Here is a 17,766-nt window from a genome sequence, read left to right on the forward strand (position 1 = left end):
AATCTTACAATCAACTCATATTATCAAGATACAGAAAAATCTGTTGATATTATTAACAATTAGTCAAACTATTACACATCGGCTATCAAAAGTTCCTGTCTAGACAAAAACACAAAAAACGTATCTAGAAATAGATGCGTTTTTTGTGTTTTTATTAATCTTCCATTCCTACACGTTAAAATAGTAATCTCAATAAAGCCATAGTAACGATACCAGTAAGAACAGTGTAAAATAAATTTCGATATCGAATAGTGACAACTAGAGTTGGTATGCCAGCCAATAAATCTAACCATTTTAGTGTTGGCAATTGTCCTAATTTAACTGAAAAAAAGCTAGAGAATGTTAGGGCAAATAAAATAGAAAGAGGAAGAAATTTTAAAAATTTCACAAGACTATTTGGTAGCCCTTTGTATTTTACAAATATGAATGGAGCGACTCTTGGCACCCAAGAAACAACAAAACCTAAAAGAATAGCAAGAAAAACGGTACTATTTATCATCTAAAACAACTCCCACACTACATCCAACAACAGTCGCAAGCAATACTGATAAGGCTCCTGACAAAAAAGTAGCTAATAAGAAGTAACTTAAACCTACAGAAGCAAGAACATATACAACAAGTCGCTTTCCATCAGATAACATCCCAAACAACTGAAATACAAAGAGACCTATAAACATGGCGACTAATGCAAAGTCTAAACCAAACATTTCTGGATTAGGAATAGTACTCCCCAGTAAAGTTCCTATTATCGTTGAGATTACCCATGTCAAATAACTCATCACATTATTACCATGCATCCAACTAGGCGATACAACTTTGTGATGTAATGCTTCTCCAAGTAAAACGCCGTAGCTCTCATCTGTTATTAGAGTTCCTATGGCTAATTGATTCATTAGGTGAGCAGACTTGAAGATAGTAGTCGCGTGTAAACTCATTAACATATTTCTCAAATTAACTAAAAATACTGTCATCGTAATAGTCATCAAGTCTGCTTTTGCTAATAATAGCGCACACATAGCAAACTGAGCAGATCCCCCATATACCAAGGCACTCATAAGACCAACTTCTATTGCAGATAAATCTGATGCTGAAGCAACTATCCCAAACGCCAAGCCTATTGAGATATACCCTAAAGCTGTGGGCAAGGCATCTTTCACTCCCTCTTTAAATCCTTTTTCCATCATATCCCCCTAAATTTTCAGTATATTCAGTTATTATAGCACAACGGTGATTACTAAGAAAGAAGAGGAATGATTATTTATCTTTGCCAGCAATTAGACTAATAAATATCCTGTAATTATTCTATAAACCTTTGATATTGTAGCCATATAGTTGGACAATATTATTATTTTCATAGAATGATTTTTAAAAAATGCTTTAGGTACGGTCTTAAATTTACCACAAAATAATTTGTAATGAAAATTCAGAAAATTGTAGAAAATTTTGATTTTTTATGTTTTAATAGTTTTTGTAATTATTATGTTACAAGAAAAGGAGATTTTTATGAACACAAAACAGCGTTTTTCAATCCGGAAATATAAGTTAGGTGCCGTATCTGTACTTTTGGGAACCCTATTTTTTTTAGGTGGTATCACAAATGTAGCTGCTGATTCTGTCATAAATAAGCCATCTGATATTGCAGTTGAACAGCAAGTAAAAGACAGTCCAACGAGCATAGCAAATGAGACACCTACTAACAACACGTCATCAGCCCTTGCGTCGACAGCTCAAGACAATCTTGTTACAAAGGCTAATAATAGTCCAACAGAAACACAACCAGTAGCTGAGTCTCACTCTCAAGCCACCGAGACATTTTCCCCAGTCGCAAATCAACCGGTTGAAAGCACTCAAGAAGTTTCTAAAACTCCTTTAACCAAACAAAATTTAGCAGTCAAATCTACACCAGCTATTTCTAAAGAAACCCCTCAAAACATTGATAGTAATAAAATTATCACTGTCCCCAAAGTATGGAACACAGGCTACAAAGGAGAGGGAACTGTTGTAGCAATTATTGACTCAGGACTAGATATCAATCACGATGCTCTCCAATTAAATGATTCGACAAAAGCAAAATACCAAAACGAACAGCAAATGAATGCTGCTAAAGCAAAAGCTGGTATAAACTATGGAAAATGGTATAACAACAAAGTAATCTTTGGTCACAACTATGTTGATGTCAATACAGAGCTAAAAGAGGTGAAAAGCACTTCTCATGGTATGCACGTAACCAGTATCGCAACAGCTAATCCTAGCAAGAAAGATACAAATGAATTAATCTATGGTGTTGCTCCTGAAGCACAAGTAATGTTTATGAGAGTCTTCTCTGATGAAAAAAGAGGAACTGGACCAGCCCTTTATGTTAAAGCTATTGAAGATGCCGTTAAACTCGGTGCTGACAGCATTAATTTAAGTTTAGGTGGAGCTAATGGGTCTTTAGTTAATGCCGATGACCGACTTATAAAAGCTTTAGAGATGGCTAGACTCGCTGGCGTTTCTGTTGTTATAGCAGCAGGTAACGACGGTACATTTGGGAGTGGAGCATCAAAGCCTTCTGCTCTTTATCCTGATTATGGTTTAGTTGGTAGTCCATCAACAGCTCGTGAGGCCATTTCTGTAGCATCATATAATAATACAACACTGGTTAATAAAGTCTTCAACATTATCGGATTAGAAAACAACAGAAATCTCAACAACGGATTAGCTGCTTATGCAGATCCTAAAGTTAGTGATAAGACCTTTGAAGTAGGGAAACAATATGATTATGTTTTCGTAGGAAAAGGAAACGACAATGATTATAAGGACAAAACTTTAAATGGTAAAATCGCCTTAATTGAACGTGGAGATATTACTTTTACAAAAAAAGTCGTCAATGCTATTAATCACGGTGCTGTGGGAGCTATTATCTTTAATAACAAAGCTGGGGAAGCTAATCTAACAATGAGTTTAGATCCTGAAGCAAGTGCTATTCCTGCTATTTTTACCCAAAAAGAGTTTGGAGATGTTTTAGCTAAAAACAACTATAAAATTGTATTTAACAATATCAAAAATAAACAAGCCAACCCTAATGCAGGTGTCCTATCTGACTTTTCAAGCTGGGGGTTAACAGCAGACGGACAATTAAAACCTGACTTATCTGCTCCTGGAGGCTCTATTTACGCCGCTATCAATGATAATGAATATGATATGATGAGTGGGACAAGTATGGCTTCTCCCCATGTCGCTGGTGCTACTGCTCTAGTTAAACAATACTTATTGAAAGAACATCCAGAACTTAAAAAAGGTGACATTGAAAGAACTGTCAAATACCTTCTTATGAGTACTGCTAAAGCACACCTAAACAAAGATACAGGCGCTTACACCTCACCACGCCAACAAGGAGCAGGTATTATCGATGTCGCAGCAGCAGTTCAGACAGGATTATACCTAACTGGTGGGGAAAACAACTATGGCAGCGTTACATTAGGAAATATTAAAGATAAAATTTCCTTTGATGTTACTGTTCATAATATCAATAAAGTTGCAAAAGATTTACACTATACAACCTATTTAAATACTGATCAAGTTAAAGATGGCTTTGTCACATTGGCTCCTCAACAACTTGGTACATTTACAGGGAAAACGATACGGATTGAACCAGGGCAAACCCAAACGATTACAATTGATATAGATGTTTCGAAATACCATGACATGTTAAAAAAAGTAATGCCAAACGGCTATTTCCTAGAAGGCTACGTACGTTTTACAGACCCTGTTGATGGTGGGGAAGTTCTTAGTATTCCTTATGTTGGATTTAAGGGAGAATTCCAAAACTTAGAAGTTTTAGAAAAATCCATTTATAAGCTTGTTGCTAACAAAGAAAAGGGATTTTATTTCCAACCAAAACAAACAAACGAAGTTCCTGGTTCAGAAGATTATACTGCCTTAATGACTACAAGTTCAGAGCCTATCTACTCAACAGACGGTACTAGTCCTATCCAATTGAAAGCCTTGGGAAGCTATAAGTCTATAGATGGAAAATGGATCTTACAACTAGATCAAAAAGGCCAGCCTCATCTAGCCATTTCACCTAATGATGACCAAAATCAAGATGCCGTTGCAGTGAAAGGTGTTTTCTTACGTAATTTCAATAATTTAAGAGCCAAAGTCTATCGTGCAGATGATGTTAATTTACAAAAACCACTATGGGTAAGTGCTCCCCAAGCAGGAGATAAAAATTACTACAGCGGAAATACTGAAAATCCAAAATCTACATTTTTATATGACACAGAATGGAAAGGAACCACTACTGATGGTATTCCTTTAGAAGATGGAAAATACAAATACGTTTTAACTTATTACTCTGATGTCCCTGGCTCTAAGCCACAACAAATGGTGTTTGATATCACTTTGGATAGACAAGCTCCTACACTAACAACAGCAACTTATGACAAAGATAGACGTATCTTCAAAGCTCGTCCTGCAGTAGAACACGGGGAATCTGGTATCTTTAGAGAACAAGTTTTTTACTTAAAAAAAGATAAAGATGGTCATTATAATAGCGTCTTACGTCAACAAGGAGAAGACGGTATCCTTGTTGAAGATAACAAAGTATTTATCAAACAAGAAAAGGATGGTAGCTTTATTCTACCTAAAGAGGTTAACGATTTCTCTCATGTCTACTATACTGTTGAAGATTATGCAGGCAATCTAGTATCAGCAAAACTCGAAGATTTGATCAATATTGGCAATAAAAATGGTTTAGTAAACGTCAAAGTGTTTAGCCCTGAGCTTAACAGTAATGTCGATATTGATTTCTCTTACTCTGTCAAAGATGACAAAGGTAATATCATCAAAAAGCAACATCACGGGAAAGACCTCAATTTATTGAAATTGCCTTTTGGTACCTATACGTTTGATCTATTCTTATACGATGAGGAACGAGCAAATCTAATCAGTCCCAAAAGTGTCACTGTAACTATTTCTGAAAAAGATAGCCTTAAAGACGTCTTATTTAAAGTTAACTTACTCAAGAAAGCAGCCTTACTCGTTGAATTTGACAAGCTTTTACCAAAAGGAGCAACAGTCCAGTTGGTTACTAAGACAAATACTGTTGTTGATCTACCAAAAGCAACTTATTCTCCTACTGACTATGGTAAAAACATACCTGTAGGAGACTATCGTTTAAACGTAACGCTGCCTAGTGGGTATAGCACTTTAGAGAACTTAGATGATTTACTTGTATCCGTAAAAGAAGATCAGGTAAACCTAACAAAATTGACGCTGATTAATAAAGCTCCTCTGATTAATGCCCTAGCAGAACAAACTGATATTATTACCCAGCCTGTGTTTTATAATGCTGGAACTCACTTAAAAAATAATTACCTAGCTAATCTTGAAAAGGCACAAACTTTAATTAAAAATAGAGTGGAACAAACAAGTATTGATAATGCTATTGCTGCTTTGAGAGAAAGTCGCCAAGCTCTTAACGGTAAAGAAACAGATACTTCTTTACTGGCAAAAGCTATTTTAGCTGAAACAGAAATCAAGGGAAACTATCAATTTGTTAATGCTAGTCCATTAAGCCAATCAACTTATATCAATCAAGTCCAATTGGCGAAAAACCTTCTACAAAAACCTAACGTCACTCAATCAGAAGTAGACAAAGCCTTAGAAAATCTTGATATTGCTAAAAATCAATTAAATGGTCATGAAACTGATTACTCTGGTTTACACCATATGATAATTAAAGCAAACGTTCTGAAACAAACATCATCTAAATATCAGAACGCCAGTCAATTTGCTAAAGAAAATTATAATAACCTTATCAAGAAAGCAGAATTGCTGCTTTCCAATAGACAAGCTACACAAGCTCAAGTTGAAGAGTTATTAAACCAAATAAAAGCAACCGAACAAGAGCTTGATGGCCGTGATAGAGTTTCTTCCGCAGAGAATTATAGTCAATCACTCAATGATAATGACTCTCTCAATACCACACCTATCAATCCGCCAAATCAGCCCCAGGCGTTGATATTCAAAAAAGGCATGACTAAAGAAAGTGAGGTTGCTCAGAAGCGTGTCTTAGGGGTGACTAGCCAAACCGATAATCAAAAGGTAAAGACAAACAAGCTTCCTAAAACAGGCGAAAGCACTCCTAAAATAACCTATACAATATTGCTATTTAGTCTCTCTATGCTAGGTCTGGCAACAATCAAACTAAAGTCTATCAAAAGAGAATAAAATACTTTAAAAAATAGAGCAAGGCATCAATTACTAGCTATTAATAGTTAGTGACTGGTGCCTTTTTGAGGAGCTTAAAATGATGTTCCTAAAGACCTTTTCTCTGCAGTATCTTGGTTTATAACACCATAACACTTCAAAGAATGGGAAAAAAACTCTTTTTTTGTTATATTTGATATGACATAAACAGCTAGCTAAAAGTCAAATTATAACTATGGGTATTGAGGTATACATGACAAAAATAATTTATTTCGCTGATGATGAAAAGAATATTCGTGACTTGGTGGTTCCTTTTTTAGAACATGATGGTTTCACTGTTCGAGCATTTGAAACTGGAGACCTTCTCTTAGAAGCCTATAAAAACCAAAAACCCGATTTAGTTATATTAGACATAATGATGCCTGGAACTAATGGTTTAGATGTTATGAAAAGCATCCGCCAATATGATAATATTCCTATTATCATGTTAACAGCTAGAGATTCTGATGTTGATTTCATTACGGCTTTTAATTTAGGAACTGACGATTACTTCACCAAGCCTTTTTCACCTATAAAACTTAGTCTACATGTTAAAGCATTGTTCAAACGCCTTGATGAAAAAGCAATCAAAAATGACACTCAGTATCAGTTCCTAGATTTAACTCTGGATACCGAAAAGCGAATAGCCCTATTATCAAATGAAGAAATGCCCTTAACCAAGACAGAATTTGATTTTCTTTTAGTATTAATTGAAAAACCTGAAACTGCTTTTTCTAGGGAAACACTGCTTAATCGTATTTGGGGATTTGATGATATTGAAAGCAGAGCAGTTGATGACACTATTAAACGATTACGTAAAAAATTTAAGCAATACCACAGTCAGGTTAGTATCAAAACTGTCTGGGGTTACGGCTTCAAATTAATCAAAGAGGACAAATGAAAAAGAAAAGTTTAATTAGCAATCTTATCCTTATTAATAGCATCACTCTATTTCTTGGTTTTTACCTCATCTATTTTTCTGTCAACTATGTCATTAAAGACTATGTCCATCAAATGACAAGGAATTCCATGCAGGCGAATTTCACCATTTTAGATAGTATCTATAACAACAAGAAAATACCAGATGAAAATATGGTTAACCAAGATAGCATCTTTGTTTGGTCTTACTATGCTATTTTTGACCAGCATTATCGTATGAAATATGGCACTGATAATCATAAAAAAGAGAGCCATGATATTATTCGCTATCTTACCCAAAAAAGATTGTGGCAAATTTCTAAGGAAAAAGATGGTATGTTTGTAACCATCAAGAAAAAAACCTATTATGTAATGACCAAAGACTACTCTGGTATCCTTGTTGATGGTAGCATAAAAAAAGTTCCTAAAGCACAGTCGCAACTTTTTCATGTGATTAACTTTTCAGACATTACTTACACCCAGCATCTAATTACTAAAATTAATCATTTTCTTATAGTTATCTTAGTACTAACCTATATTCCCATGCTATTTATTATGAGGAAGACTTTCACTGGAATTAGAGAATCTATTCAATCAGTACAAACTTATATTTCCAGCCTTTGGAAAAATCAAGGCAATCATCAATCTAGTCAAAAAGAAATTGTCTTTTCTGATTTCGATCCTCTTCTACTTGAGAGCCAAGAAATGGCAAATCGAATCTACCAAGCAGAAGAGAGCCAAAGAAACTTCTTTCAAAATGCCTCCCACGAGTTACGGACACCTTTAATGTCCATCCAAGGATATACTGAGGGAGTTCAAGAGGGTATTATTGATGCCGAGCTCGCACACTCTGTTATTCTGCAAGAGAGCAAAAAAATGAAACAGCTCGTAGACGATATTATCTTACTCTCTAAATTAGATAGTAACTTAAGTGATCAAAAAGATGAATTTTCTTTAAATGAATTACTTAATAGTATTATTGCTTATTTCAAACCCCTAGCTAATAAACAAAAGATTAGTATTACTTATAGACCAGACAAGCATGAAAAGTTACTAAAAGGTAACGAAGAGTTGATTCAACGAGCTATCAATAATATCCTTAGTAACGCACTACGCTATGCTGTTTCTCATATTGAAATCTCTTACACAAATCAAAAACTAACTATCTCAAACGACGGACCAGCCATTTCAAAAGAAGACTTGCCTTATATTTTCGATCGCTTCTATAAAGGACATGGCGGCCAAACAGGTATTGGACTTGCAATGACTAAAGAAATTATCAAGCAACATCATGGTAATATCATCGCTGAGAGTGATTCGACCTCAACAACTTTTACGATTTATTTCAATTGCCACAAAATTGCCTAACTTTTCCTACAAAAATTCAAAGAAGTTATTGCTTTTTTAACCTATAATACCTATAGATCAAAAAGTTATTCTAAAAGAAAGTGAGTTTTTATATGTTACATTCTAAAAAAATACATTCCTTATCGCTTATTGCCGTTCTCTCTTTAGCAACATATACGAGTTTACAACCAAATCATGTAACGGCTGAACAATCACAAAAAACATCAACTGTTCATATGAGTCAAAAAACTATTGAACATAAGTTAAAAGTTGCAGATAAAGAAGCTGCTCCTCTCTACGCTAAAATCGACCATATCCAACGACATATTGAAGTCAAAAAAGCAAAAGATTTAAAAGTTATTGAATTGTATATTAACAAAGATATCAACCAACTAGAGAAGCAAAATAAACGTCTACTAACTAAATTCTATACTTCTATTGATAATCAAACATGGGATAGCACAAGTGAAGTCAAAAAATTGATTGATAAGACAAACCTATCCACTAACGAAAAAGATAGATTAAAATTATATTTTGAACAACGTGCTTACCTTGAGACAAGGTTGAACGACCGCTATCAAAAATTTGATAACTCTATTGAAAACCAAAATAAAGAACTAAAAATATTAACGTCAAAAATAGAAAAAATCTATCAAAAACATGGTATTACAAAAGAGGTATTAAAAACTTACTATGCTAAAAAAACAGTACGAGCTGACTGATTTAGCTAAAAATAGAAAAATCCCAAAAGTTAAACTTTTGGGATTTTATACGCGTAAATATCACTATTTCTAGTAAAATCTTTATCTTATTTCACCACAATATTAACGAGTTTGTTTGGTACTGCGATGACTTTGATGATGTCTTTGCCTGCGATTTCGGCTTGGACTTTTTCGTTAGCAAGAGCAAGATCTTGCAATTCTTCGCGTGAAAGGTCTTTAGCAACGACGAGTTTAGCTTTGACCTTACCTTTGATTTGGACAACGATTTCGATTTCGTTTTCAACCAATTTGCTTTCGTCATAGCTTGGCCATGGCACGTAAGAGATTGACTGTCCTGAGGCTGTCAAGACTTGCCAGAGTTCTTCACCTAAGTGCGGTGCGAATGGTGCAATCAATTGAACAAAGCCTTTGGCATAGTCGCTAAAGAGTTTGTCTTCCTTGTTGGCTGCATTGACAAAGACCATGAGTTGAGCGATAGCTGTGTTGAATTTCATTTGGTCAACTTGCTCAGTAACTGCCTTAACAGTTTCGTTGTAAACCTTGTCAAGAGCTCCGCTATTTTCCTCAGTGATCTCTTTAGTCGTGATCAAACGGTAAACACGGTCCAAGAACTTACGTGAGCCTTCAAGACCTTCTTCAGACCAAGCGATTGAAGCATCGAGTGGTCCCATGAACATCTCGTAAACACGAAGGGTGTCAGCACCGTACTGCTCAACAACATCATCTGGATTGACAACGTTCTTAAGTGATTTAGACATCTTAGCAGGTGCTTGTTCAAGCTCTTCACCAGTTTCCACATGGAAGAAGCTGCCATCACGTTTTTCAACCTTGTCAGTTGCCACAAGAGCACCACGGCTGTCGCGGTAGCTTGTTCCCAAAATCATCCCTTGGTTAAAGAGTTTTTGGAATGGCTCTTTGGTAGGTACGACACCGAGATCATAAAGAACCTTGTGCCAGAAGCGAGCATAGAGAAGGTGAAGCACGGCATGCTCTGCACCACCGACATAGATATCAACTGGCAACCATTGTTTGAGGAGTTCCTCGTCAGCTAGTTTTTCAGTGTTGTGTGGATCGATGTAGCGGAGATAGTACCAGCTTGAACCTGCCCATTGTGGCATGGTGTTGGTCTCACGACGACCTTTAACGCCATCTTCACGAGTGACTTCCAACCAGTCTGTCAAGTTAGCAAGTGGGCTCTCACCAGTACCTGAAGGACGGATATCCTTAGTAACTGGAAGAACTAGTGGCAATTCGCTCTCAGGAACCGCAGTTGATGTTCCATCTTCCCAGTGGATGATTGGGATTGGCTCACCCCAGTAACGCTGACGGCTGAAGAGCCAGTCACGAAGACGGTAAGTAACTTTCTCATTACCAACACCTTCTGCTTCAAGCCACTCGACCATTTTGGCAATAGCTGCCGCTTTGTCGAGACCATCTAGGAAGTCTGAGTTGATGTGAAGACCGTCTTCTGTAAAGGCAGCCTCTTCAACATTCCCACCTTCAAGAACTGGAATGATGTCTAGGTTGAATTGTTTTGCGAATTCCCAGTCACGTTCATCGTGAGCTGGAACTGCCATGATAGCACCTGTACCGTAGCTAGCAAGGACATAGTCCGCAATCCAAACTGGAATTTCTTTACCATTAACTGGGTTAATGGCATAGGCACCTGTCCAGACACCAGTTTTTTCTTTGGCAAGGTCTGTACGAGCAAGGTCTGATTTGAGACTCGCTTGACGTTTGTATTCGGCAACGGCTTCTGCTTGGTCAGCTGTTGTAATAGCATCAACCAAGGCATGCTCAGGAGCAAGAACTGCGTAAGTCGCACCAAAAAGGGTGTCAGGACGTGTTGTAAAGACAGTGAAGTCCTTATCTGTATCCTTAACCTTGAAGGTTACATTAGCACCAGTTGATTTACCAATCCAGTTGCGTTGCATGTCCTTGATTGACTCTGGCCAGTCAACTTCTTCCAAGTCTTCCAGCAAGCGCTCTGCATAGGCAGTGATTTTGAGCATCCATTGGCGCATTGGTTTTCTGACAACTGGGTAGCCACCACGTTCTGATGTACCATCTGGAAGAACCTCTTCGTTGGCGATAGCTGTTCCCAATTCTTCAACCCAGTTAACTGGAACTTCAGCTTCGTAAGCTAGACCTTTTTCATAAAGCTTGGTAAAGATCCACTGTGTCCACTTGTAGTAGTTAGGGTCAGTTGTGTTAACTTCACGATCCCAGTCGTATGAGAAACCAAGAGCATTAATCTGGCGTTTGAAGTTAGCGATGTTTTCAGCTGTAAACTCAGCTGGGTCATTACCAGTATCCATAGCGTACTGCTCAGCAGGAAGTCCAAAAGCATCCCAACCCATTGGGTGGAGGACATTGTGACCTTGGGCACGTTTGAAACGGCTGAGAATATCCGTTGCTGTATAGCCTTCTGGGTGACCAACGTGGAGACCAGCTCCAGATGGGTATGGGAACATATCTAGGGCATAAAACTTAGGTTTTGATGCGTCTGTTCCTGTTTTAAAGGTATGATTATCTGCCCAAAAAGCTTGCCATTTGGGTTCGATTTCTTTGTGATTATAGAATGTCATCGCACTTCTCCATGTCAAAAAAGTATAGTCTTCTTATTATAACACGAAAAATAGCAATAAAAAAGGTGAAAATACCCTCAACAGCAGGTTCTCTCCCCACTTATCCTTGACAATAAACTAAACTTACTCTATACTATTTCCAAATGACATAATGCTTTAACCGTGTCCTGTGAGACATATAAGCGACCAAAATAGGATTCTATACAGAAATCCTACTATTTTTGCGAGCGTTTATAGAACTCAAGGGTAGCAGCTTGAGTTTTTTCTTTTACATTATAATGAGTTGAAGCAGCTATGACATCTCTGTTTTAGAATTTTTTCTATTGACAGTATTTAATAACGGTGGTCTGTGAGCCATCATTAAAGGAGGAGACTTATGTCACCATTAAATATCAATAAGAATAATTGGCGCGCCCTAATCGCTGCCATTGTCGCATCCGGAACCGATGATTTAAATATCATGTTCCTTGCATTTTCTATGTCAACTATCATTACTGATCTTCATTTATCTGCGGCACAGGCTGGTTGGATTGGGACAATTACCAACTTGGGAATGCTCGTGGGAGGACTAATCTTTGGTTTATTAGCTGATCGCTACAATAAATTTAAAGTTTTCAAATGGACGATTCTAATCTTTTCAATCGCAACTGGTTTAGTTTTCTTCACTACTAATTTATCATATCTCTATATCATGCGCTTCATTGCAGGAATTGGCGTTGGTGGCGAATATGGTATCGCTATTGCCATTATGGCAGGAATTGTCCCAACTAATAAAATGGGCCGGATTTCTTCACTAAATGGTATCGCTGGTCAAGTTGGATCTATTAGCTCAGCACTCTTAGCAGGATGGCTAGCTCCAGCACTCGGTTGGCGGGGACTTTTTCTCTTTGGCCTTCTCCCTATAGTTCTCGTCCTATGGATGCAATTTGCTGTTGATGATAAAGATATCTTAGATCAATATAATACAGACGCAGATGATGAACCTCTAGATATCAGTATAAAAGCTTTATTTGATACTCCTGTATTAGCCACACAGAGCCTAGCACTAATGGTTATGACAACTGTTCAGATTGCCGGATACTTTGGCATGATGAACTGGTTACCAACTATTATCCAAACCAACTTAAACGTTTCTGTCAAGAATTCATCATTATGGATGATTGCAACCATTCTTGGAATGTGCCTTGGCATGCTAGTATTTGGTCAATTGTTAGATAAATTTGGACCGCGTTTAGTATACGGGTGTTTCCTTCTATCATCTGCAATTTGTGTCTATCTCTTTCAATTCGCAACAACAATGCCTTCTATGATTATAGGCGGGGCAGTTGTCGGATTCTTTGTTAATGGTATGTTTGCAGGCTATGGTGCCATGATTACACGTCTCTATCCACATCATATTCGTTCAACAGCTAACAATCTTATCTTAAATGTTGGTCGTGCAATAGGTGGCTTTTCATCTGTTATCATCGGAATGATTCTAGACGTTTCAAATGTCTCTATGGTCATGCTTTTCTTAGCAAGTCTCTATATCGTTAGTTTTTTATCAATGCTAAGCATTAAGCAATTAAAACGTCAAAAATATCACACTAATTTAACACAATTAGATGTCAAACCAACTGACTGATATTACAAAACAGTATTCCTCAATTGAGAAATACTGTTTTCTTTATTTCATTAGATAACTATTCAGCTCAGGCATCACACTTTTAGCATCTTTCATACCAAGCTGATAAATACTATCAAGTTTATCCGGATTCTTCTCTAAGCGGCCAATAACCAAGCTCTTACTCGGTCTAATTGCAAATAGATCGCCTGTTTTTTCAAGGCTCATGACCTTTTCAAGACTATTATTATACTGTTGGTACCGATTCGAGGCTGTCTTTACAAAATTAGGATATTTCCTATACAGAGTTTTATACAATCGTCCACTTGAAGGCTTTTTCTGATAATTGAGCGGCCTAGTCATCACAACAATCAACTTGTCAAATCCTAAACCACGGGCAAAATCAACGGGAATACTATCAGATAAACCACCATCTAAGTACTTTTTCCCCTGCCAATCAACCATCTTTGAGACTACTGGTAATGCTGAACTAGCACGTAAAATTTCCATTTGTTCAAAAACACTATCAATTTTAAAATATTCAGGTTTACCAGATGTCATCTCTGTAGCAACTACGTAAAAATCAATACTTGATTTTTTAAATGCTTCATCGTCAAATACATCCAATTTCATAGGAACTTCATAATAGGTGAAATCTTTATTAACAAAATTCCCTGTTCGAAACCATGACCTTAGACTCATATATTTAGGGTGGGATAAATACTTTTTATTGTATCGCAAAGCCCTCTCTCGTTGTCTAGATACAAAATTAACACCAAACAATGCACCAGCAGAGACAGATACGATACCATCTATTTTTATTCCTGCATCTAGAAAAGCATCTAAAACTCCAGCAGTATAAAGACCTCTCATTCCGCCACCCTCTAAAACTAAACCAACAGACAACATAGGCAATCACTTTCTAATATTGATATTTGATTAAAGTATAGCAAAATATAGCTGTTTTTTCTGAAAAAGAATATGTTGTACTATATAAACTCCATAATTAATTTAATAATAATTTCTGAATCACACTCACCTATGATAGAATAATACTAATAGTTTTTAAATTTATATTTACTATATCTAACTAATATAAATAAAGGATTTTTTATGACTTATCAAAAAACAGTTGTTTTGGCTGGTGATTATTCCTACATTAGACAAATTGAAACCACATTAAAATCTCTCTGTGTCTATCATGAGAATCTCTCAATTTTTATTTTTAATCAAGATATTCCTCAAGAATGGTTTTTAGCTATGAAAGATAGGGTTGGACAAACTGGAAATCAAATTCAGGATGTAAAGCTCTTCCATGATCACTTATCCCCAAAATGGGAAAATAAAAAGCTTAATCATATTAATTATATGACCTATGCTCGTTATTTCATACCTCAGTACATCTCAGCTGATACAGTTTTATATCTTGACTCTGACTTAGTTGTTACTACTAATTTAGATAACCTCTTTCAAATTTCACTAGACAATGCATATTTAGCTGCAGTTCCAGCTCTTTTTGGGCTTGGATATGGGTTTAATGCTGGAGTAATGGTAATTAACAACCAACGTTGGCGACAAGAAAATATGACTATTAAATTAATTGAAAAAAATCAAAAGGAAATTGAGAATGCCAACGAAGGGGATCAAACAATTCTTAATCGCATGTTTGAAAATCAGGTAATTTATTTAGATGATACCTACAATTTTCAAATTGGTTTTGATATGGGAGCTGCTATCGATGGGCATAAATTTATTTTTGACATCCCAATTACCCCACTCCCAAAAATTATTCACTACATTTCGGGAATCAAACCTTGGCAAACATTATCAAATATGAGACTCCGTGAGGTATGGTGGCACTATAATTTACTTGAATGGTCAAGTATCATATCTAGTAAAAAAGTATTTGGTTTAGACCACCCAATTAAAACACAAAATTATCGTCTCAATTTCCTTATTGTTACAACTTCTGATTGTATACCATCTATCTCAGAATTAGTCACTGCCCTTCCAGATTGTCTATTTCACATTGCAGCACCAACAGTTATGTCTGACATTCTTATAAGCCTATTAGCTTTTGAAAATATCCGCCTTCATAAAACTTACACTCCACCTATTATTGATAAATTATTAGCAGAAGCTGATATTTATCTTGATATTAATGTTTTTGGAAAAATGGAGGGCATTCTACAGAAAATGTCACAATCTGAAAAACCAATTCTTACTACAAGAGAATGCAATAGCCAGCTTGTTCCAGAAACAGTTTTTGCATCTATCGATGATTTAATTAATTATCTTCAGTCTATATAAAAAAATTGGCATCCATTCACTATATACCCAACATTATTCTAAACACTTAACTAGGAGAATTTAAATGGAAAAAGCAGTTGCACTTGCAGTTGATTCAAACTACTTGGATAAAGCCTTAGTAACAATAAAGTCTATTTGTGTTTATAATAGAAATATAACTTTTTATTTATTCAATCAAGATACCCCAGTTGAATGGGTACGTAATATAAACAGGAAACTAGAGCCTCTAGGATCAAAACTGATTAATGTTAAAATATATAACTATGATATTGCTCATCTAACGACTTTTCTAACTGTTAGTACATGGTTTAGATTATTTTTAGCAGATTATATACCTAGTTCACGTGTACTTTATTTAGATTCAGATATTATCGTTAACACTAATCTTGATTACTTATTTGAACTAGATTTTAAAGGTTATTACTTAGCAGCCGTCAAAGATCCCCATAAAAATGAAGAAGGAGGGTTTAATGCTGGCATGCTTTTAGCTAATCTAGAACTATGGCGGGAAGATGGGCTCACTAAAACATTACTAAAAACAGCTGAAGAACTCCACCGAGTTGTCAAAACAGGGGATCAAAGTATCTTGAACATTGTTTGCCATAATCGTTGGTTATCTCTGAACAAAACATGGAACTTTCAAACTTATGATGTCGTTAGCCGCTATAATCATCGATCTTATTTATATCTAAACATAGAAAATAGAACTCCTAATATTATACATTTTTTAACTAGTGACAAACCTTGGAATGAAAATAGCGTTGCAAGGTTTAGAGAACTATGGTGGTATTACTTCCAACTTGATTTTTGCCAATTAACCGGCAAGCAAAGAAAAGTGATTTCTTACGAAAAGTCCATGGAATTGCTTTCTGTTTCAGATATTCATCTTTTCACTCTTACATCTTCCGATAATTTAGAACACATTGAATCGCTAATTTGTAGATGTCCTACTGTTCAATTCCATATTGGTGCCTACACAACAGTGTCAAATAAACTTAGCAAACTAGAACAATATCCAAATGTCCTAGTTTACCCTGAATTAATTGAGGCAAGAATTGAAAAATTAATAACATTAGCCACTGCATACCTTGATATTAATCATGGTCCAGAAGTAGGTAATATTTTACAAAGAGTTCATTTGAAACAAAAGCCAATTTATTCTTTCAACAACACGTCTCATCAAGAGAATATAACCAAACATATCGTTAATCATAATTCTATTGATAATATGGTTGTTTTAATTAACGAATTAAACCTAAATCAATTATAAATTAACAAAAATCCATCTTTATTTTAAGATGGATTTTTCAGAAGTTTTATAATTCTGCAACTTGGTACAACTCAAGTTCTGCTTGTGTTTCTGAGCCGAACATGTTGATCATTAATTTAACTTTGTTATTCTCAATCTCAACTACACGTCCTTCTTGTCCGATGAAAGCACCATCAATGATTTGAACAACATCACCTTCCTTGATATTAGTATCAAAGACATCAACGGTTTGTCCCATTGAGATGAGTATTGAACGAATCTCTTCTTCTAACAACGGTGTTGGTTTAGAGCGATTGCCGTGTGATCCAACAAATCCAGTAACGTTTGGAGTATTACGAACAACAAACCAGGCTTCATCAGTCATTACCATTTCCACAAGTACATAACCCGGGAAGCGATTTTCTTCAATTTCTTTTGTTTTCCCATTTTTCTCAACATTTACAGTTTGAGTAGGGATTTCCACACGCAAAATGTTGTCTAACATATTATAAGTTTGCGCACGTTGCAAGAGATTTTCCTTTACTTTATTTTCATAACCTGAGTAGGTTTGGAGTACAAACCAACCCTTATCAAAAGAATCTAACATAAGTTTTCCTTTCCTTAATAAAAAAGCCTTTTACGGCTTATTGGACTGCTATTTTCAATATATATTATAAAGAAAATAAAATAAGCTGTCAATTAAAGTACCGACTAAATCATTCTAAAATTCAAATAAAAAAGGCAAAGTTCTGATGAGGTTTGCCTTAAGATTTTGAAAGGATAGACCTTTCGGTT

The 17,766-nt window shown here is 35.8% G+C and carries 12 protein-coding genes; 7 read left to right on the forward strand and 5 right to left on the reverse strand.

The features are described 5' to 3' along the window. Positions 1–175: 175 nt before the first annotated feature. Positions 176–499: an AzlD domain-containing protein gene (locus EGX96_RS04300; RefSeq protein WP_000610953.1), complete on the reverse strand. Its 324-nt coding sequence runs from the start codon at positions 497–499 to the stop codon at positions 176–178. After that, complete coding sequence (locus tag EGX96_RS04305; protein ID WP_000410681.1) at positions 489–1,181, reverse strand: AzlC family ABC transporter permease; 693 nt, start codon at positions 1,179–1,181, stop codon at positions 489–491. Before EGX96_RS04305 ends, EGX96_RS04300 begins: the two co-directional genes overlap by 11 nt. Positions 1,182–1,503: 322 nt before the next feature. Between EGX96_RS04305 and EGX96_RS04315 the strand changes: the two genes are divergently transcribed. The 4 genes from EGX96_RS04315 (at position 1,504) to EGX96_RS04330 (ending at position 9,221) form a co-directional block, all read left to right on the forward strand. Beyond that, on the forward strand, positions 1,504–6,216 hold the full coding sequence (locus EGX96_RS04315) for a S8 family serine peptidase (RefSeq protein WP_001093389.1): 4,713 nt from the start codon (positions 1,504–1,506) through the stop codon (positions 6,214–6,216). 232 nt (positions 6,217–6,448) lie between these two features. Further along, positions 6,449–7,135, forward strand: a complete 687-nt coding sequence (locus EGX96_RS04320; RefSeq protein WP_000161338.1) for a response regulator transcription factor — start codon at positions 6,449–6,451, stop codon at positions 7,133–7,135. Continuing rightward, on the forward strand, positions 7,132–8,520 hold the full coding sequence (locus tag EGX96_RS04325; protein WP_000730417.1) for a sensor histidine kinase: 1,389 nt from the start codon (positions 7,132–7,134) through the stop codon (positions 8,518–8,520). The genes EGX96_RS04320 and EGX96_RS04325 overlap by 4 nt, the downstream gene beginning before the upstream one ends. Positions 8,521–8,612: 92 nt before the next feature. Next, positions 8,613–9,221, forward strand: a complete 609-nt coding sequence (locus EGX96_RS04330; protein ID WP_000903268.1) for a hypothetical protein — start codon at positions 8,613–8,615, stop codon at positions 9,219–9,221. Between the two features lie 86 nt (positions 9,222–9,307). On the opposite strand, the gene leuS is transcribed toward EGX96_RS04330, so the two are convergent. Then, the gene (gene leuS, locus EGX96_RS04335) at positions 9,308–11,809 is read right to left on the reverse strand and encodes a leucine--tRNA ligase (protein WP_000145178.1); all 2,502 of its coding nucleotides are present in this window, start codon (positions 11,807–11,809) and stop codon (positions 9,308–9,310) included. Between the two features lie 376 nt (positions 11,810–12,185). Between leuS and EGX96_RS04340 the strand changes: the two genes are divergently transcribed. Next, positions 12,186–13,433, forward strand: coding sequence for an MFS transporter (locus tag EGX96_RS04340; RefSeq protein WP_000074744.1), 1,248 nt, complete (start codon positions 12,186–12,188; stop codon positions 13,431–13,433). Positions 13,434–13,475: 42 nt separating this feature from the next. Here EGX96_RS04340 and EGX96_RS04345 read toward each other — a convergent pair whose 3' ends face one another. Then, positions 13,476–14,321, reverse strand: coding sequence for a patatin-like phospholipase family protein (locus EGX96_RS04345; RefSeq protein WP_000953624.1), 846 nt, complete (start codon positions 14,319–14,321; stop codon positions 13,476–13,478). Positions 14,322–14,525: 204 nt separating this feature from the next. Between EGX96_RS04345 and EGX96_RS04350 the strand changes: the two genes are divergently transcribed. Together EGX96_RS04350 and EGX96_RS04355 are read left to right on the forward strand one after the other, a co-directional pair. Further along, on the forward strand, positions 14,526–15,722 hold the full coding sequence (locus EGX96_RS04350) for a glycosyltransferase (protein ID WP_000222146.1): 1,197 nt from the start codon (positions 14,526–14,528) through the stop codon (positions 15,720–15,722). 64 nt (positions 15,723–15,786) lie between these two features. After that, on the forward strand, positions 15,787–16,992 hold the full coding sequence (locus tag EGX96_RS04355; protein WP_000409544.1) for a glycosyltransferase family 8 protein: 1,206 nt from the start codon (positions 15,787–15,789) through the stop codon (positions 16,990–16,992). 46 nt (positions 16,993–17,038) lie between these two features. On the opposite strand, the gene nusG is transcribed toward EGX96_RS04355, so the two are convergent. Continuing rightward, on the reverse strand, positions 17,039–17,578 hold the full coding sequence (gene nusG, locus EGX96_RS04360; RefSeq protein ID WP_000887149.1) for a transcription termination/antitermination protein NusG: 540 nt from the start codon (positions 17,576–17,578) through the stop codon (positions 17,039–17,041). Positions 17,579–17,766: the final 188 nt, after the last annotated feature.

The sequence above is a fragment of the Streptococcus sp. FDAARGOS_520 genome (assembly GCF_003812685.1).
Lineage (GTDB): Bacteria > Bacillota > Bacilli > Lactobacillales > Streptococcaceae > Streptococcus > Streptococcus agalactiae.